Consider the following 25,507-nt stretch of genomic DNA (forward strand, 5'->3'; position numbering starts at 1 on the left):
GGCGGGGCCGGCGGCGACGGGGCCGGGTCCGCGTAGGAGGGGTCGTCGCGGGGCACCGAGATGACCGGGACGCATGCGTGCGGCCGGCGGGCGGGAGTCGCGCGTCGGGGATGGCGAAAGGACGACGATGGCGGAGCGGCGGTTGCCCCGGCGGGAGACGATCTCGGCGGCTCGCCGCGCGCCCGGCGCCGGCGGGGAACCGCGCGTGCTCGACGTGCGGGACCTCTCCCCGGGGCTCGGCCAGGCCGCGGTGCTGGGCGTGCCCGCAGACGTCGCCGTCGTCCGGCACGACGGCGACGTGTGGAGCGTGATGCGCGACGCGGGCGCCGTGCTGCGCCGCGCGCGCTGCGCCGGCTGCCGGTCGGCCCGGGAGGCGGGGACGGTTTAGGGCCGGCGGGCGAGGGGGCTGAAGGTGGGCTGGTCGTGGACGATGAGGCGGGCCCGGACCGTGGTCTGGGTGGGCGGGCGGTCGCGGTCGGACAGGCGGCGGAAGAGGAGTTCGGCGCCCGCGCTGCCGACCCGGAACGGGTCGCTGTCCACGACGGAGATGCCCAGTTCCGGCGCCAGGTCGAAGTGGTCGAAGCCGACGACCTCGGGATTGTGCGCGGCGTAGCCGGGCGACTGGAGGATGCCGACGGTCATCCGGTTGTTGTCGGCGAACAGCGCGGTGGGCGGGTCGGGCAGCGCGAGCAGCTCGGTGGCCGCGCGGGCCGCCTCGGCCTCGGTGGTCAGGCCGCGCCTGACCAGGTCGCTGTCCACGGTGATCCCGGCGTGCCGCAGCGCCTGGCAGTAGCCGGTCCAGCGCTTGGGCGCGCCGTAGCCCTGGGCCGGGTGTCCGACGTAGCCGATCCGCCGGTGGCCGCGCCCGATCAGATGGGCGACGGCGTGCCGGGTGCTCGCGGTGTTGGTGGTGGTGACGGCGTCGGCGGTCAGGCCCAGCGGCGCCGAGTCGATGAAGACGATGGCCGAGCCGAACTCCGCCTCGCTCGCGAGATAGCCGAAGTCGGTGCCGGTCGGGGAGATGATCAGCCCGGCCACCCGCTGGGCCAGGATGGTCTGGATCGATTCGCGCTCCACCTCGCTGTCGCCCTGCGCGTCCGCGCTGATCACCAGGTAGCCGTGCTCGGCGGCGATCTGGTGGATGCCGCGCAGCATCGGCGGGAAGAACGGGTTGGCGAGGTCGCCGAGGACCACGCCGATGGTCTTCATGGTCTGTCCGGCGCTGCGCAGCCCGGCGGCGATGTCGTTGCGGCGGAAGCCCAGCCGGGCGGCCTCGGCGAGCACGCGCTCGCGGGTGGACTCGCGGACGTGGGGCGCGCCGGACAGCGCGCGCGAGACGGTCTTGATGGTGACGCCGGTCGCGTCCGCGATGTCCTGCATCCGCGGCCGGGACAGCGGCCGCTGTCTGGCGCCGTCGCCCGCGCCGGGGGTGTCGCGGTTCCCCGCGCCGGGGGCGTCGCCGCCGCGGCGGACCGCGGCGTCACCGCCGTCCACGCCGTCGCCGTCGCGTACGCCGTCCCCGCTGCTCACCCTGCGTTCCTCTCCTGCCGCGGGCCGGCGGCAGGCGGCCGAGCCCCGGCGATCCGGTGCGGTCGCGCACCTGTACTGCGGTTCAGACGTATGTTAGGCGAGCCGGGGCCCGGTACGCCGCAGCGTCCGGCCGACCGACCCCGCGGGTGCCGAAGATCACTCCGGCCCGGCCGGGGGACGCCGCGCGGTCCCTGCGGCCCGCGCGCCGGACCCCGTCGCCGTTCCGGTCATGCCGTGCTCGCGTGGCCGCCCCGCCGTCGCCCGGTCACACGCCCGTGGTCAGCCACCCACCCCGCTGTCGCGCGGTCACACGCCCGTGGTCACCGGCCCCAGCTCCGCCGCCACGCGGCGTACCGCCTCGACCGCGGGGCGTTCGCGGGACGCGGCCGTCCACGCGAGCGCCGTCGTGGACGGCGGCAGGTCGACGACGTCGACGTAGCGGACGTCGGGGCGCGGGTAGAAGGTGCGGGCGTTGGCCGGCAGGAAGACGATCGCCTCACCGGCCGACACCACGTGCAGCAGGCTCTCCATGTCCGACACCACCGGCCCGTAGCGCACCGGGACGCCGTCCGGGCGCGGGTCGACCGCCCAGAAGTCGCGCCAGGCGCGCGGGACTTCGGGCGGCAGGTCGGCGAACACCCGGCCGGTCAGATCGGCCAGCGCGATGCGCTCGCGCCGGGCGAGCGGGTCGTCGGCGGGCAGGCACGCCAGCCGGGGGTCGGTGGACAGGTGCAGGGTCTGCACGCCGGGCGGGACCGGCGGCCGCAGCAGCACCACGTCCACCGTGCCGTCGAGCAGATGGCCGATGTGATCGGCGAAGTTGAGGGTGCGCACCTGGACGTCGATCCGCGGGTGCCGGGCCCGCAACTCCCGCAGCAGCGCTCGGTTGTGCGGCAGCGAGGCCACCGCGCCGAGGCTGCCGACGATCAGCCTGGCCGGTTCGCGGCTGCGCGACTCCACCGAGCTGCGCAGCCGGTCCATGGCCCGCACCGCGGCGGCCACGTCAGGCAGCAGCGCGCGGCAGGCCGCGGTGGGCTCGACCTTGCGGCTGGTGCGGTCGAACAGCTCGACGCCGATCCGCTGTTCGAGCGCGCGCAGTTGGCGGCTGAGCGAGGGCTGCGTCATGTAGAGCCGGGCCGCCGCGCGCCCGAAGTGCAGTTCCTCGGCGAGCGTGAGCAGCAGCCGCAACTGGTGGACGGTCGGCTCCTGCCGCCCCGGCGGCCCCGCCGTCGCCTCGCACGCCGCCCAACTCCCCTCCCCCGTACCGGTTTTCCCCTCGTCCGCGCGCCGCGCGTCGCCCCCGTCGGCTCCCCAGTCCATGCAGAGCAGTCTATGGATCGGTCAAGTTTTGTCATGGATTCGCTCTGGTGCGGCTGTCGTACTGCTGTGAAGATCGGGGCCGCGGGTGCGTGCGGTGCGCACGGGAGTCGACGTGCCGTACGGGTCCGGAGCGTCGTGCCGTGCCCGTGATCCGGGCCGCCCGGCGTGCCGTGGTTCGACAACAGGTCCAGTGAGTACGGAATTGCGGGGGACGTCTTGTCCGGTGCACTGTCGCGCCGTCATGTCGGCGTACGGGCGGCCATCACACACGGAGCACGCGGAGCACGCGGAGTCGGCGCGCGCGGGAAGCGCGCGCGATCACAGGCGGCGGCGCAGGACCCGGCACACGCGTCCGGTCCGGCGCCGGCCCGAGTCCGGCGCCGGTGCGGCGACCGGCCCGCCCCCGCACCTGGCTCACGCTCGGCCTAGCCGCGGTCCTCACCGCCACACCGCTGCTCGGCGTGCCGCTCGGCCTGTGGCAGCGGCCCGCGCAGTCGCCGCCGGTCGCGCCGCTGGCGCAGGCCGCCGACCCGGCCGCCGCGTTCGCCGCCGCGCGCCGGCAGGGCTCGCCGGTCGTCGTGACCTCCCTGATGACGCCGACCCGCAAGGTGTCCGCCCAGCCGAACGGCACGCTGACCGCCGAGCTGAGCATGGCGCCGGTGCGGGTGCGGCGCGGCGCGGACTGGGTGCCGGTGGACACCACGCTCGTCGCCTCGGCCCCCGGGGCCGCCTCGCCCGCCCGTACCGCGTCGGTCGCGTCGGTCGCGTCCGCCGCGTCCGTCGCGTCGTCCGCCGGCCCCGCCGCCGCGCGCACCACCGCCCCGTCCGCCCGTACCGTCGCGCCGCGTGCCGCGCAGACGCCCCTGGTGTTCTCCGGCGGCGGCAGCGGCGTCCCGCTGGTCCGGTACGGCTCCGCCGGCCGGTCCTTCGCGCTCTCCTGGCCGGGCGCGCTGCCCGCTCCGGTGCTGCACGGCGCGACCGCCGTGTACCGCGACGTCGTCCCCGGCGCCGACCTGGAACTCACCGCCGAGGCCGACGGCTTCGTCCAGCACCTGGTGGTCAGGACCGCGCGGGCCGCGCACGACCCGGCGCTCTCCCGCATCCGGCTCGGCCTGACCACCGACGGCCTGACCCTGAAGGCCGACGCGACCGGCGCGGTGCAGGCCCGGGACCACGCCGGGCACGTGGTGTTCAGCACCCCGCCCTCGGCGATGTGGGACTCCTCCGGCACCCGCGCCTCGCACGCCGCCGTCCGGCTGGACCGCACGTCGCTGACGCTGGTGCCCGACCGCGCCCTGCTCACCGACCCGCACGCGGCCTTCCCCGTGGTCGTCGACCCGGACTGGCGGACCTTCGACCGCAACGACTGGACCAAGGTCTTCTCCGGTTCGCCCAACAGCGCCCACTGGTACGGCGCCGGCGACGCCGACGGCTGGGGCAAGGTCGGCACCTGCGTCGGCTGGGCCGGGTGCAGCGGGGTGGACGTCGCCCGCACCTACTGGCAGTTCGACACCAGCTTCCTGGCCGGCAAGCGCGTCCTGAGCGCGGAACTGGACGCCACCATCGTCTACGGCCCGCAGTGCAACACCCGTGACTACGACCTGTTCGCCGCGAACGCCACCATCAACGCCGGCACCACCTGGAACAACGCGCCCGGCGGCTGGCTGCTGGAGACCAAGCCGGGCGGCTCGGCGTACACCGGCTGCGCGGGCAACAAGGGCATCGGCTTCAACGTCATGAACGGCCTGAACACCACCGGCTGGTCGGCGTACTTCATGAAGGCGCACGACGAGGGCGACAAGTACGCCTGGCGCAAGCTGGACGCCCCGGCCACCAGGGTCGTCGTCAACTACAACACCCGGCCGAACGCGCCGTACGAGATGACCACCCAGCCGCCCCTGAAGGCGTGCAAGTGGTGCGGCGGCACCCCGTACGTCGGCGACGACACGATCCGGCTCCAGGGCCGGCTCAGCGACCCGGACAACGACCAGCTCAAGGCCGTGTGGGACGTCTACGGCGGCCCGTCGACCGAGCACCACGAGGGTCCGACGTTGATCTCCGGCAGTGTCTTCACCACCGACGTGGACCTGCGCGGCCGGGACGGGCAGAAGGTCAGCTGGACGTTGTGGGGCAGCGACGGCCCGGACGGCGGCGACTGGAAGAACGGACCGGGGCCGTTCGTCGTGGACCGGGTCGGGATCAGCACCCCGCCGGGGGTGACCGGCGGGCTGTACCAGGAGGACGACCGCTGGCACGGCGGCAAGGGCGTGCCCGGCTCCTTCACCTTCGACGCGGCCGGCGTCGCCGACGTGGACCACTACCTCTACGGCTGGAGCGACCCGCCGGCCACCCAGGTCGACGCGGACGCGCTCGGCGGCCGGGCGACGGTGTCGATCGCCCCGCCGGCCGACGGCCCGCAGAACCTGTACGTGCAGAGCGTGGACCGGGCCGGCCACCGCAGCCCGACCAGGACGCTGCACCTGTACGTGCGGGCGGGCAACGGCCCGGTCGCGCAGTGGTCGCTGGACGGCAACGCCAAGGACTCGGCCTACCTCGGCGACCGCGACGGCACCCTGCAGGGCGGCGCGGGCTACACCCAGGGCGCGGTCGGCTCGGCGGTCCAGCTGGACGGCACGACCGGTTACGTCACCGCGCCGAACACGGTGCGCACGGACGCGAGCATGAGCGTGTCGGCGTGGGCGAAGGTCACCTCGGGCGGTGTCGCGCAGTCGGTGGTCAGCCAGGACGGCGCCGCGTTCGCCGGCTTCGACCTGCAGTACCGGCCGGAGAACGGCGGCCGCTGGGTGTTCGCCATGCCCGACCCGAACGCGGCCGACAAGGCGGCCGGCTTCGCCTGGTCGGCCGCCCCCGCCCAGCTCGGCGTGTGGACGCACCTGACCGGTGTGTACGACGCGACGGCCGGCCAGATCCGGCTCTACGTCAACGGCGTGCTGTCGGCGACCAAGAGCCGCCCGGTGGCGGTGAACGCCACCGGCCCGCTGCGGATCGGCCGCGCCCAGTGGGACTCCGACGCCTCGCGGGACTACCTCGGCGGCGCGGTCGACGAGGTCACCGTCTACGACCGGGCGCTGACCGCCGCGGAGATCAGCGCCGCGGTCAGCCGGGACAACGTGCAGGTCGGCTACTGGCCGCTGGACGAGACCGGCGGCGCCACCGCGGCCGACTCGGTGCCCGGCGGGGCGGCCGGCGTGCTCCGGGGCGGCGCGCACTTCACCGGTGACGGCGGCGCGGTGAACGGCGCGGTCCAGCTGGACGCGGCGACCGACTACGTGTCCACCGGCGCTCCCGTGGTGCACACCGACCAGAGCTTCACGGTGTCCGCGTGGGCCCGGCTGGACACGGCGCCCGGCGGCACCGACGCGGCCACCGTGCTGTCCCAGGAGGGCTCGGTCAACAGCGCCTACTTCCTGGAGTACCGCAGCGACCCGGGCGGCGACATGTGGGAGCTGTACACCACCTCGGCCGACGCGACCGACCGGTCCGGCGACTCGATGGTGCGCAGCAAGCCGGTCGCCAGGACCGGCGAGTGGACGCAGCTCACCGCGGTCTACGACGCGCCGGCCGGGCAGATCCGGCTGTACGTCGACGGCGAGCCGGCCGGTTCGGCCGCGCGCAGCGGCGGGTTCGACGCCACCGGCCCGATGCTCTTCGGCCGCGGCCGGTGGAACGGCACGCCGACCAACTTCTGGCACGGCGCGATCGACGAGGTGCGCGCGTACAGCAGGGTGCTGTCCGACGACGAGATCCGCGGCCTGGTCACCCAGGACGGGGTCCCGCAGGGCCAGTGGAAGCTGGACGGCAACCTCCAGGACTCGGCGTCGCCCGCGCACGACGGCACCGCGATCGGCGCGCCGGACTACACCGGCGGCCAGTCGGCCATGCCCGACCCGGCGGACCTGGCGGTGCGGCTGAACGGCAGCACGCAGGCGGTGTCCACCGCGCACGTGATCGACGTCGACCGCAGCTTCTCGGTGGCCGCGTGGGCGCGGGTGGAGCAGACCGGCGCGCTGGAGACCGTGCTGTCGCAGGAGGGCGCGAACGACAGCGCCTTCAAGCTCAGGGCGCGCCCGGACGGCCGCTGGGGCTTCGTGATGTTCGCCGCGGACACGCCCGACGACGGCTCCAAGCGCGACGAGGTGACCGGCGGCGCGGTGCAGGTCGGCCAGTGGGCGCACCTGGTGGCCGTGTACGACGCGGGCGCGCACCAGTTGCGGCTGTACGTGAACGGCGCGCTGGTGGGCACGGTCGCGCACACCCAGACGTACGACGTGACCGGCGGGCTGCAGATCGGCCGCGCCAAGTGGGCGGGCGCGCCGGTGGAGTACTTCCCCGGCTCGGTGGACGACGTGGCGGTGTACCAGCGGGCGCTGTTCGCCTCGGAGATCCAGACGATGGCCGGGCGGGACCTGAGCCTGGTGCACGAGTACCGGCTGGACGAGACCGGCGGGCACAGCGCGGCCGACGCCGCGGGCGCCCGGACCGGCACGGTGGCCGGCGGGGCGAGCTTCTCCCCGGCCGGGTCGGTGACGCGGTGACCACCGACGGGAGCACCGGCGCGGTCACCACCACCGGCGTGGACCTGCGCCTCGACCAGGCGTTCACCGTCTCGGCGTGGGTGCGGCTGGCGTCCAAGGACTGCGACCTGGGCGCGGTGGCCGCGTGCAAGGTCGACGCGGTCAGCGTGGACGGCGCGCACACCAGCAAGTTCCGGCTCGGCCACGTGGTGGACTCCGACGAGAACCAGTTCGGCGCGTGGACGTTCGAGATGCCGGAGTCCGACGCGGACGACGCGGTGGTCACCAAGGCGGCGGTGTCGACGCTGCCCACGGAGGTGAACACCTGGACGCACCTGGTGGGCGTCTACGACCCGTCGGTGAAGAAGATCTGGCTGTACGTCAACGGCACCCGGGTCGGCGACGGCACCCTCAACTCGCCGTGGCAGCCCGGCGGCGGTCTGGCCATCGGCCGTGGGAAGGCGGGCGGCGCGGCGGCCGAGTTCTGGCCCGGCGGCGTCGACGACGTCCGGCTGTACACCGGGCAGCTGGACAAGGACCGGGTCAGCGCGCTGTACCGCTCGTACCCGGCGATGACGGCCGCGGCGCTGCCGACGGCCGACGCGGCCCGCTGGACCTTCGACGAGAACACCGGCACCACCGCGGCGGACTCCAGCGGGCGCGGCAGGACCGCGACGCTCTCCGGCGGCAGCAGCTGGATCGGCGGCAGGTCCGGGTACGCGGTGTCCTTCGACGGGACCACCGGCTACGCGCAGACCGCGGGACCGGTGGTGGACACCGCGGCGAGCTTCTCCGCCTCGGCGTGGGTGTACCTCTACCGGGCGGGCACCGCCAACGCCTCGGTGCTGGCGCAGGACGGCAGCCGGCTGAGCAGCTTCATCCTCGGCTACAACGGCGCGGCCGGGAAGTGGACGGTGACGCTGCCGCCGGCCGACAAGGACGACCCGGGCTCCTCGGTGGTCAACCTGAACTCCACCGAGGCGGCGGTGGCCGGCGCGTGGACCCATCTGACGGTGTCCTACGACGCGGACCTGCACCAGGTGCGGCTGTACGTCAACGGACTGCTGTCAGCCGCGCAGGTGGGGGTGAGCGTGCTGCCCTCGACCGGGCCGATGACCGTCGGCGCGGGCAAGTGGAACGGCAACCGCTCGGCGCTGCTGCCGGGCGTGGTGGACGACGTGCGGGTGTACGCCAAGGCGGTCTCCGACGGCGAGGCGCGGCTGGTCCACGACGACGTGACGGACGCGGACCTGGGCTACTACCGGTTCGACGACGGCACCGCGAAGGACTCCACGTGGCGGGGGTACGACGCGACCGCGAGCGGCGGCGTCGGCTACGTGGCCGGTGACGGCGGCGGCAAGGCGGCGCAGTTCGACGGCTCGACCGGGGCGCTGACCACGCCCTCGGGGCTGCCGATGCGCGACAGCTTCACCGTCTCGGCGTGGGCGCGGCTGGACCGCGACGACCGGGTGGCGACCGCGGTCAGCCAGGACGGCGAGCGGGCCAGCGGGTTCGTGCTGCAGTACCGCCCGGACCTGAAGCGGTGGGTGTTCGGCGCGGCGGTCTCGGACACCGACGGCGCGCCGCAGGTGTACGCGGCGTCCACCGCGCCGCCCGCGCTGCACCAGTGGACGCACCTGGCCGGCGTCTACGACTACGCGGCCCGGCAGTTGCGGCTGTACGTCGACGGGCAGCCAGCGGCAGCCGCGACGACGTGGTGCTGTGGCGGGCCACCGGGCGCCTGGTGATCGGCCGCGGCAAGAGCGACGGCGCCGCGTCGGGCTACTTCCCGGGCGCGCTGGACGAGGTCAGGGCCGGTGAGGGCGTCGCCACCGACGCCTCGATCGCGGTGCGCGGCGGCTGGTCCGCCCCGCGGCCGGGCGAGCTGGCCCGGTTCGCCGACGCGGCCGGCGACCACTACACCGGCAGCACGGACGCGGTCAGGGACGGCTACCACTTCGAGGCGGCGCTGGGCCTGGCCGCCGCGCCGGGCGACGACACACGGATGCTGTACGCGTGCCGGACCGGCTCGGACGGCTTCACCTCGCAGCAGCCGGACTGCGAGGGCAAGACCGTGGTCGGCGACCTCGGACTGGTGTACACGCAGCCGCCGGTCAACGTCCCGACGCTGCCGCTGTACCGCTGCGACACCGGCGCCGACCACTTCGAGTCGCGCGACGTGACCTGCGGCGGTGCCGTCAACGAGGGGACCCTCGGCTACACCGTGGCGTACGCGCAGCTGTCCCGGTACCTGCTGCCCGGCTTCGACCACACCACGAGCATCGACGGCTCGCCGCCGGGCTACCGCAACGAGGGCCCGCAGGGCTATGTGGTGCTGGCCGACCGGCCGGGCACCGAGCAGCTGTACGACTGCCGCGACGGCTACGACCGGTTCGTGTCGACCGACGCGGCCTGCGAGGGCGGCACGCTGACCGCCCCGCTCGGGGGGATCTGGACGCAGCCGCCGGACGGCACGGTCACCAGGGCGCTGTACCGGTGCCGGATCGGCGGCGACAGGTTCGTGTCGCTGTCGCAGGACTGCGAGGGCTACCCGCTGGACCGGCTGCTGGGCTACACGCTGGCGTCGGTGCCGGTGGAGACGGCGGTGTTCGGATGAGGGCCACGACGGCGAGGACGGCGGACACGAGGAGGACGAGGGTGCGCACGCTGCGCCGGGCCGTCGCGGCGGCCCTGCCGTCGGTGCTGGTGGCCGCCGCGCTGACGCTGGCGGGGCCCGGCCGGGCCTTCGCGTCGGAGCCGTCGGTGCCGCTGTCGCCGACCGCCTCCACGCCGGTCGTCCAGCAGACGATGGACAGCAGGCCGACCGACCAGGCGACCGCGAACGAGCTGCACGGCGACCAGCCGGCGAGCACCGGCGCCAAGGACGGCGGCGGCACGTACAAGGCCACCCCGCTGGCGCCGTCGGCCAGCTGGCAGGTGTCGGAGCAGACCGGCGACTTCAGCTGGACCTATCCGCTGCGCACGCCGCCGTCGGCCGGCGGCCTGGACCCCGACCTGTCGCTCGGCTACTCCTCCTCCAGCGTGGACGGCCGCACCAGCGCGACCAACAACCAGGCGTCCTGGGTCGGCGACGGCTGGGACCTGTCGGTGGGCTTCATCGAGCGCTCGTACATCCCGTGCGCCGACGACGTGCACCCGGTGAAGACCGGCGACATGTGCTGGCGCAGCGACAACGCCTTCGCCTCCTACGGCTCCGGCGGCGGCGAGCTGATCCGGGACGACGCCACCGGCGCCTGGCACACCCGCGACGACGACGGCGCCCGCATCGAGCACCTGACCGGCGCGGCCAACGGCGACGACAACGGCGAGTACTGGCGCATCACCACCGTGGACGGCACCCAGTACCTGTTCGGCGACCGCAGCGAGGCGAACTCCACCTGGACGCTGCCGGTGTTCGGCAACGACGACGGCGAGCCCTGCCACGCGGCCTCCTTCGACGCCTCGCACTGCACGCAGGCGTGGCGGTGGAACCTGGACAAGGTGATCGACCGGCACGGCAACGTCATCCGGTACGACTACGACGCCGAGACCAACTCCTACGGCATGGACGGCAAGGACGCCGCGGTCCCCTACGTCCGCGGCGGCACCCTGAAGGACGCCGAGTACGGGCTGCGGGACGGCGACGCGGGGCAGGCCGGCGAGCGGGTGGTGTTCACCGTCGCGGACCGCTGCGTGCCCGGCAGCGACTGCACCCCGTCGAAGAAGGACAACTGGCCGGACGTGCCCTGGGACTCCCAGTGCGCCGGCGCGACCTGCCCGGACGACCACGCGCCCACCTTCTGGACCACCAAACGGCTGGCGAAGGTCACCACGCAGGTGCTGGACGGCTCCTCCTACCGGGACGTGGAGTCCTGGAGCCTGGACCAGGAGTTCCCGGTCAACGGGGACGGCGAGAAGCCCGCGCTGTGGCTGAAGGCGGTGACGCACACCGGGCTGGCCGGCGGCACGCCGGTCGCGCTGCCCGCGGTGCGCTTCGAGGGCACCAAGTTCCCCAACCGGGTCGACACCGTGGACGGCCTGGGACCGCTGCTGCGCTACCGCGTCACCGGCGTGGTCTCCGAGGCCGGCGGCGTCACCACGATCAGCTACGCGCCGCCGGAGTGCGCCGCGGGCCACGAGCCGTCCGACGCCGCGACCAACACCATGCGCTGCTTCCCGCAGACGTGGGCGAAGAAGGACTTCTCCGAGCGCACCGACTACTTCAACAAGTACGTCGTGGCGCAGGTGACCCAGTCCGACATGATCGCCGCGAACACCGAGCAGGTCACCAGCTACGCGTATCTGGACGGCGCGGCCTGGGCGTACGACACCTCGGAGTTCACCAAGGAGGCCGACCGCACCTGGAACGACTTCCGCGGCTTCGGCCGGGTGCGGATCACCAAGGGCGAGCCGGACGACCCGGCGGGACCGCGGACCATGACCGAGAAGCGCTTCTACCGGGGCATGGACGGCGACAAGCAGGCCACCGGCACCCGCTCGGTGACCGTCACCGACTCCGAGGGCGGCTCGCACCGCGACGACCTGTGGCTCCAGGGCTTCGGCTACGAGACGCAGACCCACGACGGCACCGGCGAGGACATCGTCGCCAAGACGATCACCACGCCGGCCGTGCAGGGCCCGACGGCGACCCGCGGCACGCTCAAGGCGTACGTCGTGCGGCCGGGCACGGTCACCACGTACACGACGCTGGGGTCCGGCGGGCGGCGGGTGACCCGCACCGAGAACAGCTACGACGACCTCGGGCAGATCACCGCGGTGAACGACCTCGGCGACACCTCGACCGCCGCCGACGACCTGTGCACCCGCACCTCGTACGTCCGCGACACCGCGCGCTGGCTGGTCTCGCTGCCCTCGCAGAAGGAGACCGTCGCGGCGGCGTGCACGGCCACGCCGGTCTACCCGCGCGACGCGGTGTCCGGCACCCGCTACGTCTACGACGGGCAGCGGTTCGGCGACGCGCCGACGGCCGGCGACGCCACCACCACGCAGACCCTGGACTCCCGGCCGGCCTCCGGCGCGGTGTACGTGACCGCGTCGACCGCGAGCTACGACGCGCTGGGCCGGGTGACCGCGTCCGCCGACGCCCTGGGCCGGACCACCACCACCGCGTACACCCCCGCCGCCGGCGGCCCGCTCACCCAGACCAAGGTGACCGACCCGGCGGGACACGCCACCACGACCACCCTGGACCCGGCGTACAACCAGCCGGTGAAGGTGGTCGACCCCAACAACCGGGTCACCGAGACCGCCTACGACGCGCTCGGCAACCGCACCCAGGTGTGGCTGCCGAACCGCCCGCGCGCGTCGAACCCGGACGGCAACTACATCTTCTCGTACACCTATCACAACGACGCGCCGAGCACGGTGACCACGAAGAAGATCGGCCCGAACGGCGACTACACCTCCACCACCGACCTGTACGACGGGCTGCTGCGGCTGCGGCAGACCCAGGCGCCGGCCTCCGGCGGCGGACGGCTGATCACCGACATGAGGTACGACTCGCAGGGGCGCCGGCACAAGGTCACCCAGCCGTACTTCAACGACGCGGCCGTCGACGACAAGCTGTGGGTGGCCTCCGACGTGGACGTGCCGCAGCAGACCGTCACCGAGTACGACGGCGCGGGCCGGGCGACCGCGGAGATCGTCGAGGGCGGCGCGGACGAGCTGTGGCGGACCACCACCTCGTACGACGGCGACCGGAGCACGGTGACCCCGCCGGCCGGCTCGACCGCCGTGACCACGGTGACCGACGCGCGCGGCCGGGTGGTCGAGCGCGACCAGTACCACGGCGACAAGCCCACCGGCCCCACAGACGTCACCCGCTACACCTACACGCCCGACGGGCGGATCGCCTCGACCACCGACCCCGCCGGCGACGTCTGGCGCCGCGGCTACGACCTGCACGGCAACGAGGTCGAGGACACCGACGTCGACAAGGGCACCACGCACATGACCTACGACGCGGCGAACCAGCTCGTCACCAGCACCGACGCGCGCGGCGTCACCCTGTGGCACGCCTACGACGCGCTGGGCCGGCCGACCCAGCTGCGCAGCGGCTCGGCGACCGGGACGCTGCTGTCGGCCTGGACGTACGACACGGTGCCGCTCGGCAAGGGACTGCCCGCCACCTCCACGCGCTACGTGGACGGCGCCGCCTACACCTCCTCGGTGCTGGGCTACAACGCGCTGAACCTGGCGACCGCGACCCAGCTGACGGTGCCCTCCGCCGAGCCGGGGATCTCCGGCACGTACACCACGTACACGAAGTACGACGTGGACGGCAGCAGATCGAGCGCCACCTACGCGGCGGCCGGCGACCTGCCCGCGGAGGCGGTGCAGTTCTCCTACGACGACCTCGCCGAGCCGACCACCGTGACCGGCGGCTACGGCGGCACGACCGCCGACTACGTCACGGACACGCAGTACACCCGCTACGGCGAGGCCGCCCGCACCCAGCTCGGCGACACCGGCCACCGGGTGTGGCTGTCGGCGTTCTACGACGACCACACCCGCCGGGTGAACCGGACCATCGTGGACACCGAGACGCCCGCGCCGATGCGGTCCGACACCCACTACAGCTACGACCCGTCGGGCAACATCACCTCGATCGCCGACACCCCGCAGGGCGGCACGCCCGACACGCAGTGCTTCCGGATGGACTACCTCCAGCGGATCACCCAGGCGTGGACGCCGGCCGGCGACTGCGCGCAGGACCCGTCGGTGGCCGCGCTGGCCGGCCCGGCGCCGTACTGGCAGTCCTTCACCTACGACGCGGTCGGCGACCGGCTGACCGCGACCGACCACACCGCGGCCGGCGACACCGTCGCCACCAGCGACCTGCCGGACACCGGGCACGAGCTGACCGCGGTGACCACCGCGGGACCCTCCGGCGAGAGCACCGCGCGGTACGCCTACGACGCCACCGGCAACACGACCAGCCGCCAGCTCCCCGACGGCACGCAGCAGTTGGACTGGGACGCGGAGGGCCGGCTGACGAAGGTCAGCTCCGGACCCGCGGTCACCTCGTACGTCTACGACACCGACGGCTCCCAGCTGGTGCGGCACGACCCCGAGGGCAGCACGCTCTACCTCGACGGCCAGGAGCTGCGCTGGACCAAGGCCACCGGCGCGCTCACCACCACCCGCTACTACGCCACCGCCGGCGGCGCCACGATCGCCGCGCGCACCGCGGCCGGGGTGACCTGGCTGGCCGGCGACCTCCAGGGCACCACGCAGATCGCGGTGGACAGCACGACGCTCCAGGTGAGCGTGCACCGCCAGACGCCGTTCGGCGGCGCGCGCGGCGCGGCGGTGGACTTCCCCGGCGACCGCGGGTTCGTCGGCGGCGCGGAGGACCCCACCACCGGCCTGACCCAGCTCGGCGCGCGGACCTACGATCCGGGGCTCGGCCGCTTCCTGTCGGTCGACCCGCAGATGAGTCTGGACGATCCGCAGCAGATGCAGGGCTACTCCTACGCGGACAACAGCCCGATCACCAAGTCCGACCCATCCGGCCAGATGTGGGGCTGGCTCAAGAGCGTCGGCAACGCGGTCGCCAAGGCCGGCAACGCGGTCCACGACTGGGTGAACGCCTCGCCGTCGCGCAAGCTGGGCCTGACGCTGGTGCTGGGGATGGCGGCCGTCGCCCTCGCCCCGCTGGCCGCGGCGGGCTTCGCCGCGGCGACGGTGGCCACCGGGGCGGTGATGGTGGCAGGCGCCGGCATGGCGGTGATGGACATGAAGGACCTCACCGACGACAAGCGCAAACGCGAGGCTGCCGGGCAGAGCACCGGCAAGCAGAACCTGGAGTTCGCCTTCGACGCGGCGGGCATGGTGCTCGGGCCGGTCGCCAAGGGCGCGGGCAACCTGCTGGAGCGCGGCGCCGAGTGGTCGCGGAGCGTGCCTGTCATCATGACCGGCAACCAGGCCGCCGCCGGGGCGCGCGCGGTGGAGGAGGGCGCGGACACCATCAACCTCGCCAACGGGGTCGGCGTGTCCGGGATCTACGACAGCTGCCAGGACCCGGCGCCCAACGCGCCGATCCCCTGCGGCCAGCAGGCCGCGGTGCCGGACCCGAGCCAGTACCAGTACTGCAAGCCGGGCACGAACATGTGCGTGTGCGTCGCCCCGCCCATGGCGTCGGTCAAGGCCCGCGGCGGCAGCGGCAGCGGGCGCGTCGGCGGCGGGGGCGGCGGGTCGCGCCCGTCGTACAACCTCGGTCCCGACAAGCCGGGGCCGGGCTCGCCGACGTGGGGCAGCGCCAAGTCCAAGGAGCTGGGGATCTACCAGACCAGCGACGGGCTGTACCACCGCAACGACGGAAAGGGGCTGGCGTTCTTCTGACGGCGGGCCGCGGCGGCGGGCGCGGGCCCGCCGCCGCGGCCGGTGTCCGGCGCCGGCCGCCGCTCAGGGCAGCGAACGGTAGGCGACGCCGCTGGAGTTGGGGACCGTCCCGGTGTAGAGGCCGGTCGGGGCGGTCCCGGTGGACAGGGTGAACCAGGCGGACTTCTCCACGAACGGCAGCGTGTCCAGCATCGCCGCCGAGGAGCGGACGAAGTCCGCCTGCTGCTGGGCGGAGGGGTAGCGCGGGGTGCTGCCGGAGAAGTCGGTGAGCGCGTACTCGGTGAGCCAGATCGGCTTGTGGTAGCGGTCGTACACCGCCTGGAGATAGCCGCGCAGCTCGCCGGCGGCGGCCGAGGAGAAGTCGCCGCCGTACCAGTGCAGCGGGATGAAGTCGACGCGGTAGCCGCGGGCCGCCGCGCCGGACATGAACTGGTCCAGCCAGCCGCCGGGGGTGTCCCCGCCGTACGCCACGGCGGGCGCGCCGAGCCGCAGCCCGGTCGACTCCAGTCGCGGCCACAGGTCCAGGGCCTGCTGCACGGACATCTGCGCCTGGCCGCTGAGGTCGGGCTCGTTGAAGCCGAGCAGCTCGGTGCCGTTCTGCCGGGCCTGCGCGAGGCCGGCGTCGGTGACCGAGGCGGCGCCCCAGATCATCGGCACGAACTCGGTGCCGGCCGGCGCGGTCACGCCGCCCGGCGTGGTGGCCCAGTCGTAGTACCAGTGCGCCCCGACGTCCGCGAGCGCCTGCGAGGCCCCGGTGACCGAGGTGACGCTGACCCCCTTGCGTCCGGCGGTTGCGCCCGCCCCCGTGCCGGCCGCGCCGGTCGCGTGGGCCGGCTGCGGGCGCAGGGCCGCTCCGGCGAGGAGGATCAGCGCGACGGCCAGCAGCCGCCACAGGCGTCGGGGCGGTGCCGCCGCCGCGGTGCGGGCCGCTTGCGCGGGGCTCGCGGCTGCCGCGGTGCGCGGGGGTGCGACCGGGGCGGGCGTGCCAGGTCGTGCCACGGTGCGCTCCCCTCAGTGGAAGGTGACGGTCATGCCGGAGCAGGAGGTGCAGTCGCGCACGACCTTGTTGCCGGGCACCTGGTCGGCCTTGGACCAGGAGTAGGCACGCGGGCAGTGCGAGCCCATCGCGTCGCTGTAGGAGGTCTGCGCGTCGCGATTGGGGTTGACGCAGGTGCTCAGGCCGGTGCCGGCGTCGGTCCGCAGGTCGGCGGACGGGCAGTAGGGCAGCAAATTGTCCGGGCAGCCGCCCTCGGAGCAGGCGCCGTCGGGCGGGACGGTGGTGCCGGTCGGGTCGATGGTGACGGCCACGGAGAAGGCGTTGACGTAGCTGACGTCGTACCAGGGTGCGAGGCTGTCGGAGGGGTCGAAGTTGAACTCGGCGAGGCTGACCGGCTGTTCGCCGGTGGTGCAGCGGTCCGCGCGCGGGCCGCAGTCGCCGAGCACACAGTGGAAGGTGCTGCCGTCGGCGCCGGTACAGCCCTCGCGGGCGAAGAAGGTGCCGCGCCAGTGGCCGGCGCCGGTGGTCTCCGGCACGGTCAGCGTGGCCGAGGCGCCGGGGGCCAGGCTCGGCAGGCCGGTGAGGGCGGCCGAGCCGTCGGCGTTGACCTCGCTGCCGACCCAGATCTGCCGGCCGGTCCTGTTCACCAGGGTCACGGTGTGCGGGACCGACGCGGGCGAGACCGCGGCGGGGGCCGCGGCGGCCGGGTGGGCGGCGACGGCGGCGCGGGCCGCGGACGTCGGCAGGTCCACGGAGGCGTGCGCCGCCGGGGCGGAGGCGGCTGCCGGATGCGCCGGCGCCGCGGACGCGGAGGTCCCGGCCGCGGTGGTGAGGCCGCCGACCGCCAACGCCAGGGCGCACAGGAGGGATCGCATGCGCATAGGGGCTCCTACGGGTTCCTACAGGAACGGGGGATTCCCCATGATGCGCCGTGACCCCACCTGCCACATCCGCCTCGTACGGTGCAACCGTCCGTCCTCGGCCAACCCCACACGACCGGTCGCCGTCGCGGTCCGATCGGGCGGCGTCGCGGTCCGATCGGGCGCGTCGCGGTCAGCGCGCGGCTGATCCGAGGGGTGCGGGCGCGGGTGCGGAGGCCGGCGCGGGCGCCGGTGCGGCCGGGGTCCCGGGCGCCGGCGCGGAGGTGGGCGCGGGCGCCGGCGGGTCCGCGGTGCCGGGGCCGGGCTCCGGCTCGCGGGAACGGCTTTCCTCGTCCCGGAAGCGGCCGGGCGCGGTCCCGAACTCCCGCTTGAACGCGTGGGCGAAGGCGAAGGCGGACGCGTAGCCGACCTGGCGGGCGACCGCCGCGAGCGCGAGGTCGGACTCACGCAGCAGCCGGGCCGCCAGGGTCATCCGCCACTGCGCCAGGTACGCCATGGGGGCGAGCCCCACCAGCGCGGTGAACCTGCGCGCGAGCGTCGCCCGGGACAGCCCGACCTCGGCGGCCAGCTCCGCCACCCGCCAGGCCCGGTCCGGAGCGGCGTGCAGCGCCTCGAGCGCGGCGGTGACCTCGCGGTCGCGCAGGACCCGGGGCCAGCCGCTGTCCCGGTGCTCCTCCAGCCAGGCCCGGATCATGTAGACGAGCAGCAGGTCGAGCAGGCCGGCGATCGCCGCGTCGCGCCCGGGGCCGGCGCCGTGGTCTCCACCGCGAGCAGGTCGACGGCGCCACGCAGCTGCCGGTGGTCGCCGGCCCTGGCCGGCAGGTGCACCACGTCCGGCAGGGCCGCGAGCAGCGGATGGGTGCGGCGGCGGTCCAGGCGGTATTTCCCGCACAGCAGCTCGGTGCCGCCGTCCGGGTCCGCGACGGCCGTCTCGAAGGGCACGGCGTTCGCGCCGTCGGGCGTCTGCGCGAGCACGTGGGCGCGCCCGGCCGGCAGCAGCACCGCGTCGCCCGGGCCGAGCCGCACCGGCGGCTCGCCGCCGGCCAGCAGCCAGCAGGCGCCGCTCACCACCACGTGGAAGCCGGCGCCGTCGTACGGCGCGAAGGCGTAGCTCCAGCGCGGGGCGCCCACCCGCAGCCGGCTGGCGGTCGGCCGCCCGGTGCGCATGACGCCGGCGATGTCGCTGAGCAGGTCCACGCCGGCCACCCTACGCCTCCCGCGCCGCGGCAGCGCTCCGGTCGGCTGAGAGGATCACGCATGGAATCGCGCCGGTGGAACATTCAGCCGCTCACCGGCGGCGCTTACGTTCGCCGTATGACTGATTTCATGGTGGGCGACGTCGAGGTGACCAGGGTGGTCGAGTGGTCGGGCGAGATCGCGCCGGCCCGGTTCGTCGTGCCGGACAGCACGCCCGAGGTGTGGCGGGACAACGCCGCGTGGCTGGCGCCCGACCACTGGCGGCCGGCGAGCGACTCCTACCACGCGGCGGTGCAGACCTGGGTGCTGCGCAGCGCCGGCCGCACGGTACTGGTCGACACCGGGGTGGGCGACGGCCGCGACCGGCCGCAGATCCCGCTGTTCGACCACCTCGCCACCGGCTTCCTCGACCGGCTGGCCGCGGCGGGCGTGCGTCCGCAGGACGTGGACGTCGTCGTCAACACCCACGTCCACTACGACCACGTCGGCTGGAACACCCGCGGCGGCGAGGACGGCTGGGAGCCGGCGTTCCCCAACGCCACATACCTGATCCCGGCGGTGGACCAGCGGTACTTCGCGCCGGAGAACGCGCACCGCCGGCGCGCGCCGCGCAGCGAGCACGAGCGCCTGCGCCAGCAGGGCAGCCTGCTGGTCTACGCGGACAGCGTCGCGCCGGTGCTGGGCCGCACGGTGTTGTGGGAGGACGCCCACCGGATCGACGGGAACCTGACACTGGAGAGCGCGCCCGGCCACACCCCGGGCTCGTCGGTGCTGCGGGTGCGCTCCGGCGGGGACCGCGCGGTGTTCGTCGGCGACGTGCTGCACAGCCCGGTGCAGATCCTGCGGCCCGACTGCAGCAGCTGCTTCTGCGAGGACCCCGGGCAGGCCGCGGCGACCCGCCGCCGCCTGCTGGAACGCGCGGCCGACGAGAAGGAGTTGGTGGTGCCCGCGCACTTCGCCGGCCCGGGCGCCGCCGAGGTACGCCGCGACGGCTCGCAGTTCCGCGTCACCGGCTGGGGCGAGAGCCGCCGGCCCGCGTGAACCGCCCGGCCGGGCCGCCGGTCGGGTCCCGCGGTAGGGGGCCGTGCGGGCGGGGTATGACGGGGTGGGCAGCATGCCGCCGCCGCGCGGACGGCGCGGGCGGGGAGAGGGGGACGCCGTGGAGGCGGAGCGGACGACACCGGCGGGGACGGACACGGAGGCGGCCGGCGGCGCGGCGGCCCGCACCGCCGGAGCGGGACCGGACGGGCATCCGGCGGTGCGCGCGGCGCGGGCGCAGGCGGACGCGCTGGCCGCGTCGGCCGGACTCGGCGAGCGGCTCGGGCTGTTCGACGTGGCGAGCCGGCGCACCGGTGCCGGACTGGTCGGCGTGCTGGCCGCGCTGCCGTTGCTCGCGGTGGGCATCGGGCTGCTCGCGGGCGGTTTCGGCGCGGGCCTGGCGGCGGTGGGCGCGGTGCTGACCGCCGCGGGCGTCGCCGCCCCGGTGCTCGGCCTGCGCGCCGAGGGGCGCGCCGCGGACCGCATGCTGCGCCTGCACCTGTTCCGCGGCGGCCCGGTGCTCACGGGTCCCGCCGGGGTCTTCGGGTGCGCCTGGGACGAGGTGCGGCTGTCCCGGACGACCGAGTCGGGGCGCTACGGCAGCGGCGGGACGCCGTACAGCTCGCAGTGGCTGGTGCTGGAGACCGCCGAAGGGGTGCGGCTGTGCCGGCTGAACGCGGCAGGCCCGGCCGCGGCTGCCGTGGAGCAGGCCGCGGCCGGACCCGCCCGGGAGGCGTGAGACTCGGTTCGCCGGGACCCGCCCAAGAGACCTGATCCTCGACTCGCCCGGACCCGCCCAAGAGACCTGATCCTCGGTTCGGTGCGCGCTCCCGCGCGCAGTGCCCGGACGGCGCCGACGGCCCACGGCGCGCGGAAAGGCGTGCGCCGCCGTGCCCACGTCGCACGGCGACGAGCCGCGGCATGCGCGGGTCCACTGCCCGGACGAGGTGCTCATACGATTCAGCGGCTCTGAACGTAAGGGCCCGGGCCGATCCCGTCAATACTCCCGGCGCCGCCGATTTTCCCTCCACGAATGTCATCCAGAGGGTTGACGGGCCGTTGGCCGTAACCTAGCGTCCAAACCGCTGAAACGTTAGAGCAGCTGAACGGCCCCCGTGATCCCGGCCGCGGGTCCGAGGAGAGAGGGGTGTCGCATGGCGGACACCGAGTCACCCGCCGAGCCGTGCGCCCGGCCCCGGACGGCCACCGCCGGCTCCCCGGCCGCGCCGGCCGGAGCGGGCCGATGACGGCGGCCCGGCGCACCAGCGTCACGCTCAAGGACGTCGCCACCGCCGTCGGGATCTCGCAGAGCGCGGTGTCGATGGCCCTGTCGGACCACCCGCGGATCAGCGAGAGCACCAAGGAGGCGGTGCGGGCGGCGGCGGCCCGGCTGGGCTACGTGCCGAACTCCGCGGGGCGGGCGCTGCGGGCCTGCCGCTCGACGTCGATCGCCATGGTGGTGCCGCAGACCGGCCAGCACGTCTTCGGCCACCCGTACTTCATGCACCTGCTGGTCGGCGTCACCGCGGAGGCCAACGCGCGGGACGCGGCGCTGATGGTGTCGACCAACCCCGACGAGACCCACGGCGTCGCCGCCTACGAGCGGGTGCTGCGTTCGCAGGCCGCGTCGGGGGCGATCGTCGCCTCGGCCGCGATCAGCGACCCGAACGTGAACCGCATGGTGGAGGCCGCCCTCCCGGTGGTGCTCATCGGGCGGTTCGTGCACCTGCCGCACGCGGTGAGCGTCGGCATAGACGAGATCGCGGGCGCCGCCGCGATCACCCGGCACCTGGTGGAGGACCACGGCCTGACCCGGATCGCGCACATCAGCGGCCCGCTCAACCACCAGACGGCGGTGGACCGTTACGAGGGCTTCCGCGGTGCGCTGGCCGAGTCGGGCCGCCCGTGCACCCACACCCTCGCGGTGGGCGACTTCAGCGAGGAGTCGGGGCGGGCGGCGGCGCGCGAGGTGCTGGACAGCATGACCGACCTCCAGGCGATCTTCGCCGCCAACGACGAGATGGCCTACGGCGCGATGCTGGAGATCCGCTCCCGCGGGCTGCGCATCCCCGAGGACATCGCGCTGGCCGGCTACGACGACTTCGGCGTCTCGCGGCTGACCACCCCCGGCATCACCACCGTGCACGTGCCGGCCGAGGCGCTCGGCCGCAAGGCCGCGGCGGTGCTCTTCGACCTCCTCGACGGCACGGCGCCCGACCCGGTGCACACCGTGCTGCCGTTCGACCTCGCCATCCGCGAGTCCTGCGGCGCCCACCCCGGCTGAGCACGCCGCCCGCCCGCCGCCACACCGGCCGGCACGGACGGCCGCGGCACCTGCCGGCGGGACGGCCGCCGGAACGACCGCCCGACCGGCGGTCCGCAGAAGGAGACAGACCTATCGACCCTCCCGCCCCGGCTTGCGGGGCACCGGACGAAACGGAACGATCATGCGCGTCAGCCACAGCAGACACCTCCGCCCCGGCAGAGCGGCCGCGGCGGTGGCCGCCGCCACCGCGATCCCGCTGCTGCTCGCCGGCTGCGGCGACAACGGCGGGAGCGGCGGCGGGACCTCGGCCGGCGGGGTGGTGAACCTGACCGTGCTCACCGGGTTCACCGGACCCGACGCACCGTCGTACCAGGCGCTGGTCAAGCAGTTCAACGCCACCCACCCCAAGATCCACGTCACCATGACGGCCGAGCCCTGGTCCGCCATCGGCCAGAAGCTGCCCGCCTCCTGGGCCACCGGGCAGGGCCCGGACCTGGCCACCCCCAGCTCCGACCCGGGCTCGATCTTCACCTACATCAAGACCAACTCGGTGCTGCCGCTGGACTCCTCGGTCGGCACCGGGCCGAACCAGATCGACTCCGCCGCGTTCCCGCCCTCGGTGAAGTCCGCCTTCACCGTGGACGGCAAGCTCTACGCGGTGCCGGCCAACATGGCCACGCTGGTCCTCTACTACAACAAGGACATGTTCGCCGCGGCGGGCATCACCCGGCCGCCCGCCACCGAGGCGGAGTTCATCGCCGACGCCAAGAAGCTCACCACCGGCTCCGGCGGCAAGCCGAGCCAGTACGGCCTGTCGCTGGCGGACAACAACACCATCCAGATGTGGCCGATCCTGCAGTGGATGAACGGCGGCGACATCGTCGGCCAGGACGGCTGCGCGGTGGTGAACAGCCCGGCCAGCGTGGCCGCGCTGACCCGGTGGAGCCAGTTGGTCGACAAGGACCACATCAGCCCGGTCGGCCAGGCCGGCGCGGACGCCGACACGCTGTTCTCCTCCAAGAAGGCCGCCATGGAGATCAACGGGCCCTGGGCCGCGGCCGGCTTCCGATCGGCCGGCGTCGACCTCGGCATCGCCCAGGTCCCGGTGGGCTCGGCCGGCCCGGTCACCCTGGCCTCCACCGTCCCGCTGATGGTGGCGCGCACCAGCAAGCACCAGGAGCAGGCGAAGGAGTTCCTCGCCTGGTACACCGGCAAGACCGCCCAGGCGCAGTTCTCCAAGCTCTCCGGCTTCCCGCCGGCCAGGACCGACCTGGACGCGGCGAGCGCCGGCAACCCGACGGTCGCGGAATTCGCCAAGGCGCTGCCGCACGCGAAGCTGTACCTCGCCGGGCAGTCGAACGCCACCCGCATCGACACCGACGTCTATGTCCCGCTGATCCAGAAGATCGAGCGCGGCGCCGACGTCAAGGGCGCCGCGGACGACGCGGCCAGGACGATCGACTCGCTCACCGGATGCCACAAGAACTGAGCCGCACCATGTCGAGCACCCGCCTCTCCCCCGCCACGCCGGCCCGGCCGCGTGCCCGCGCACGCGGCCGCCGGCCCCGGATCAACAGCGCCTACCTGTTCATCGCGCCCAGCGTCGTGCTGATCGGCGTGTTCATCGCCGAGCCGATCGTCCAGTCGGCGTGGATGAGCCTGCACGACTGGACGGTGGGCGAGTCCCACCACACCTTCGTCGGCCTGGACAACTACACCGCGCTCTACCACGACCACCGGTTCTGGAACGCGCTGCGGGTGACGGTGGTGTACACCGCCGCCGTCACCGTCGGGCAGGTGCTGCTGGGTCTGGCCATCGCCTCCCGGCTGCGCCGCACCACCTGGTACACCTCGCTGCTGCGCACCGCGTTCTTCTTCCCGTTCATCGCCTCGCTGGTGGTCAGCGGGATCGTCTGGAAGTTCCTGCTGGACCCGCAGGTCGGGCTGGTGGACGCCTGGCTGTCCAAGGTCGGGGTGAGCGCACCGGACTGGCTGCAGTCCACGTCGCTGGCGCTGCCCACGGTGATCGCCGTGGGCATCTGGAAGAACGTCGGCTTCACCATGATCGTGCTGCTGGCCAGCATGCAGCAGATCCCGCCCGACCTGTACGAGGCGGCGGCGCTGGACGGCGCCGGGCCGTGGCAGCGGTTCCGCCACGTGACGCTGCCCGCGCTGCGCCCGGCGCTGCTGTTCACCACGCTCATCGCCACCGTCACCGGGCTGCAGCTGTTCGACCTGGTCTTCGCGATGACCGGCGGCGGCCCGATCTTCCACACCGAATCGGTGGTCATGTACCTGTACCAGAAGGGATTCGTGGAGTTCCAGATGGGCTACGCGAGCGCCGTCGCCTGGGTGCTGTTCGTGGTGATCCTCGCGATCTCCTCGCTCCAACTGCGACTGTCGAGGTACCGCGATGCCGACTGACACCCTCCGCCCGCGCTCCGCGCCGGCCGACGGCAAACCCCGGGACAAGGGGCCGCGCTCACCGGGCGCGCTCCGGCTGGTGCTCGCGGGGCGGGTGCTGGCCCGCGGCGGCGCGGCGCTGTCCTGGGTCGCGGTCACCGTCGCCGCGCTGGCGACCGTCGTGCCGTTCCTGTGGATGCTCGGCGTCGCCTTCCGCACCAACGCCGACCTCTACTCCGACCCGGCGCGGCTGGTGCCGCGGCACTGGACGCTGCACGGCGTGCACGCGGTGCTGAACCAACTGCCGTTCGGGCGGCTGGTGCTGAACACCTTCGTCTTCGCCGGCGGCACCACGGTGGTGCTGCTGCTGTTCGACTCGATGACCGCGTTCGCGCTGGCCCGGCTGCGCTTCCGCGGCAGCAACGTGGTCTTCCTGCTGATCCTCGCCACGCTCATGGTGCCGTTCCAGGTGACCCTGGTACCGGTGTTCCTGACCCTGTTCCACCTGGGCTGGCTCAACTCCTACCAGGGGCTGATCATCCCCCGCGCGACCAGCGCGCTCGGCATCTTCCTGCTGCGCCAGTTCTTCATGCAGCTGCCGCGGGAACTGGACGACGCCGCGCGGATCGACGGGGCGAACGACTTCACCCTGTTCTGGCGGATCATCCTGCCCAACGCCAAGCCCGTGCTGGCCTCGCTGTTCATCATCCAGTTCGCCGCGCTGTGGAACGACTTCCTGTGGCCGCTGGTGGTGACCAACAACGTCGACATGCAGACCCTGCCGGCCGCCCTGACGCTGTTCTCCAGCCAGGGCGGGGTGGACCACGCCGCGCTGATGGCCGGCGCGGCGATCTCGCTGAGCCCGCTGGCCCTCGCCTTCCTCGTGCTGCAGCGCTACTTCGTGCAGAGCGTGGCGACCACGGGCATCAAGTGAGACCCGCCGGCACCACACGACCGTGACGCTCCCCCGGGAGCG

The 25,507-nt window shown here is 74.1% G+C and carries 15 protein-coding genes and 1 pseudogene; 11 read left to right on the forward strand and 5 right to left on the reverse strand.

The window, feature by feature from the left end; all coding sequences use genetic code 11:
• Window positions 1–205: 205 nt before the first annotated feature.
• Window positions 206–388, forward strand: coding sequence for a hypothetical protein (locus VSR01_RS02220; protein WP_326447601.1), 183 nt, complete (start codon window positions 206–208; stop codon window positions 386–388).
• Here VSR01_RS02220 and VSR01_RS02225 read toward each other — a convergent pair.
• Window positions 385–1,530, reverse strand: coding sequence for a LacI family DNA-binding transcriptional regulator (locus tag VSR01_RS02225; protein ID WP_326447602.1), 1,146 nt, complete (start codon window positions 1,528–1,530; stop codon window positions 385–387). The two genes, VSR01_RS02220 and VSR01_RS02225, sit on opposite strands and share 4 nt — an antisense overlap.
• A 306-nt stretch (window positions 1,531–1,836) precedes the next feature.
• Complete coding sequence (locus VSR01_RS02230) at window positions 1,837–2,850, reverse strand: LysR family transcriptional regulator (RefSeq protein WP_326447603.1); 1,014 nt, start codon at window positions 2,848–2,850, stop codon at window positions 1,837–1,839.
• Window positions 2,851–3,233: 383 nt separating this feature from the next.
• On the opposite strand from VSR01_RS02230, the gene VSR01_RS02235 reads away from it, so the two are divergent.
• Genes VSR01_RS02235 through VSR01_RS02250 form a run of 4 tightly spaced genes read left to right on the forward strand, consistent with a single transcriptional unit; the run spans window position 3,234 to window position 15,749 of the window.
• Complete coding sequence (locus tag VSR01_RS02235) at window positions 3,234–7,406, forward strand: LamG-like jellyroll fold domain-containing protein (RefSeq protein ID WP_326447604.1); 4,173 nt, start codon at window positions 3,234–3,236, stop codon at window positions 7,404–7,406.
• Complete coding sequence (locus VSR01_RS02240) at window positions 7,403–9,133, forward strand: LamG domain-containing protein (protein ID WP_326447605.1); 1,731 nt, start codon at window positions 7,403–7,405, stop codon at window positions 9,131–9,133. Before VSR01_RS02235 ends, VSR01_RS02240 begins: the two co-directional genes overlap by 4 nt.
• Window positions 9,100–10,002: a hypothetical protein gene (locus VSR01_RS02245; protein ID WP_326447606.1), complete on the forward strand. Its 903-nt coding sequence runs from the start codon at window positions 9,100–9,102 to the stop codon at window positions 10,000–10,002. Before VSR01_RS02240 ends, VSR01_RS02245 begins: the two co-directional genes overlap by 34 nt.
• A gap of 41 nt (window positions 10,003–10,043) precedes the next feature.
• Window positions 10,044–15,749 carry an RHS repeat-associated core domain-containing protein gene (locus VSR01_RS02250; RefSeq protein ID WP_326447607.1) on the forward strand — a complete coding sequence of 1,902 codons (5,706 nt, stop codon included), beginning with the start codon at window positions 10,044–10,046 and terminating at the stop codon, window positions 15,747–15,749.
• Between the two features lie 63 nt (window positions 15,750–15,812).
• Here VSR01_RS02250 and VSR01_RS02255 read toward each other — a convergent pair whose 3' ends face one another.
• The 3 genes and pseudogenes from VSR01_RS02255 to VSR01_RS37625 form a co-directional block, all read right to left on the reverse strand.
• Entirely contained in the window at window positions 15,813–16,748 is a 936-nt protein-coding gene (locus VSR01_RS02255; RefSeq protein WP_326447608.1) for a glycoside hydrolase family protein, read from the reverse strand.
• 12 nt (window positions 16,749–16,760) lie between these two features.
• Window positions 16,761–17,627: a thaumatin family protein gene (locus tag VSR01_RS02260; RefSeq protein WP_326447609.1), complete on the reverse strand. Its 867-nt coding sequence runs from the start codon at window positions 17,625–17,627 to the stop codon at window positions 16,761–16,763.
• Between the two features lie 331 nt (window positions 17,628–17,958).
• Window positions 17,959–18,824, reverse strand: a pseudogene (locus tag VSR01_RS37625) (AraC family transcriptional regulator); the annotation flags it as partial.
• Between the two features lie 117 nt (window positions 18,825–18,941).
• Between VSR01_RS37625 and VSR01_RS02275 the strand changes: the two are divergent.
• From VSR01_RS02275 to VSR01_RS02300, 6 genes are all read left to right on the forward strand, one after another.
• Complete coding sequence (locus VSR01_RS02275) at window positions 18,942–19,865, forward strand: MBL fold metallo-hydrolase (RefSeq protein WP_326447612.1); 924 nt, start codon at window positions 18,942–18,944, stop codon at window positions 19,863–19,865.
• Window positions 19,866–19,983: 118 nt separating this feature from the next.
• Complete coding sequence (locus tag VSR01_RS02280) at window positions 19,984–20,601, forward strand: hypothetical protein (RefSeq protein ID WP_326447613.1); 618 nt, start codon at window positions 19,984–19,986, stop codon at window positions 20,599–20,601.
• Window positions 20,602–21,105: 504 nt separating this feature from the next.
• Window positions 21,106–22,146, forward strand: a complete 1,041-nt coding sequence (locus VSR01_RS02285) for a LacI family DNA-binding transcriptional regulator (protein ID WP_326447614.1) — start codon at window positions 21,106–21,108, stop codon at window positions 22,144–22,146.
• A gap of 163 nt (window positions 22,147–22,309) precedes the next feature.
• On the forward strand, window positions 22,310–23,617 hold the full coding sequence (locus tag VSR01_RS02290; RefSeq protein ID WP_326447615.1) for an ABC transporter substrate-binding protein: 1,308 nt from the start codon (window positions 22,310–22,312) through the stop codon (window positions 23,615–23,617).
• A gap of 8 nt (window positions 23,618–23,625) precedes the next feature.
• On the forward strand, window positions 23,626–24,552 hold the full coding sequence (locus VSR01_RS02295; RefSeq protein WP_326447616.1) for a carbohydrate ABC transporter permease: 927 nt from the start codon (window positions 23,626–23,628) through the stop codon (window positions 24,550–24,552).
• The gene (locus tag VSR01_RS02300) at window positions 24,542–25,465 is read left to right on the forward strand and encodes a carbohydrate ABC transporter permease (protein WP_326447617.1); all 924 of its coding nucleotides are present in this window, start codon (window positions 24,542–24,544) and stop codon (window positions 25,463–25,465) included. Before VSR01_RS02295 ends, VSR01_RS02300 begins: the two co-directional genes overlap by 11 nt.
• Window positions 25,466–25,507: the final 42 nt, after the last annotated feature.

Source organism: Actinacidiphila sp. DG2A-62 (assembly GCF_035825295.1).
GTDB lineage: Bacteria > Actinomycetota > Actinomycetes > Streptomycetales > Streptomycetaceae > Actinacidiphila.

Bases quoted from the DNA above. Each gene is read 5' to 3' on its own strand.
- VSR01_RS02230 (WP_326447603.1), bottom strand. From the start codon at position 2,850: ATGGACTGGGGAGCCGACGGGGGCGACGCGCGGCGCGCGGACGAGGGG.
- VSR01_RS02260 (WP_326447609.1), bottom strand. From the start codon at position 17,627: ATGCGCATGCGATCCCTCCTGTGCGCCCTGGCGTTGGCGGTCGGCGGC.
- VSR01_RS02275 (WP_326447612.1), top strand. From the start codon at position 18,942: ATGACTGATTTCATGGTGGGCGACGTCGAGGTGACCAGGGTGGTCGAG.
- VSR01_RS02285 (WP_326447614.1), top strand. From the start codon at position 21,106: ATGACGGCGGCCCGGCGCACCAGCGTCACGCTCAAGGACGTCGCCACC.
- VSR01_RS02290 (WP_326447615.1), top strand. From the start codon at position 22,310: ATGCGCGTCAGCCACAGCAGACACCTCCGCCCCGGCAGAGCGGCCGCG.
- VSR01_RS02295 (WP_326447616.1), top strand. From the start codon at position 23,626: ATGTCGAGCACCCGCCTCTCCCCCGCCACGCCGGCCCGGCCGCGTGCC.
- VSR01_RS02300 (WP_326447617.1), top strand. From the start codon at position 24,542: ATGCCGACTGACACCCTCCGCCCGCGCTCCGCGCCGGCCGACGGCAAA.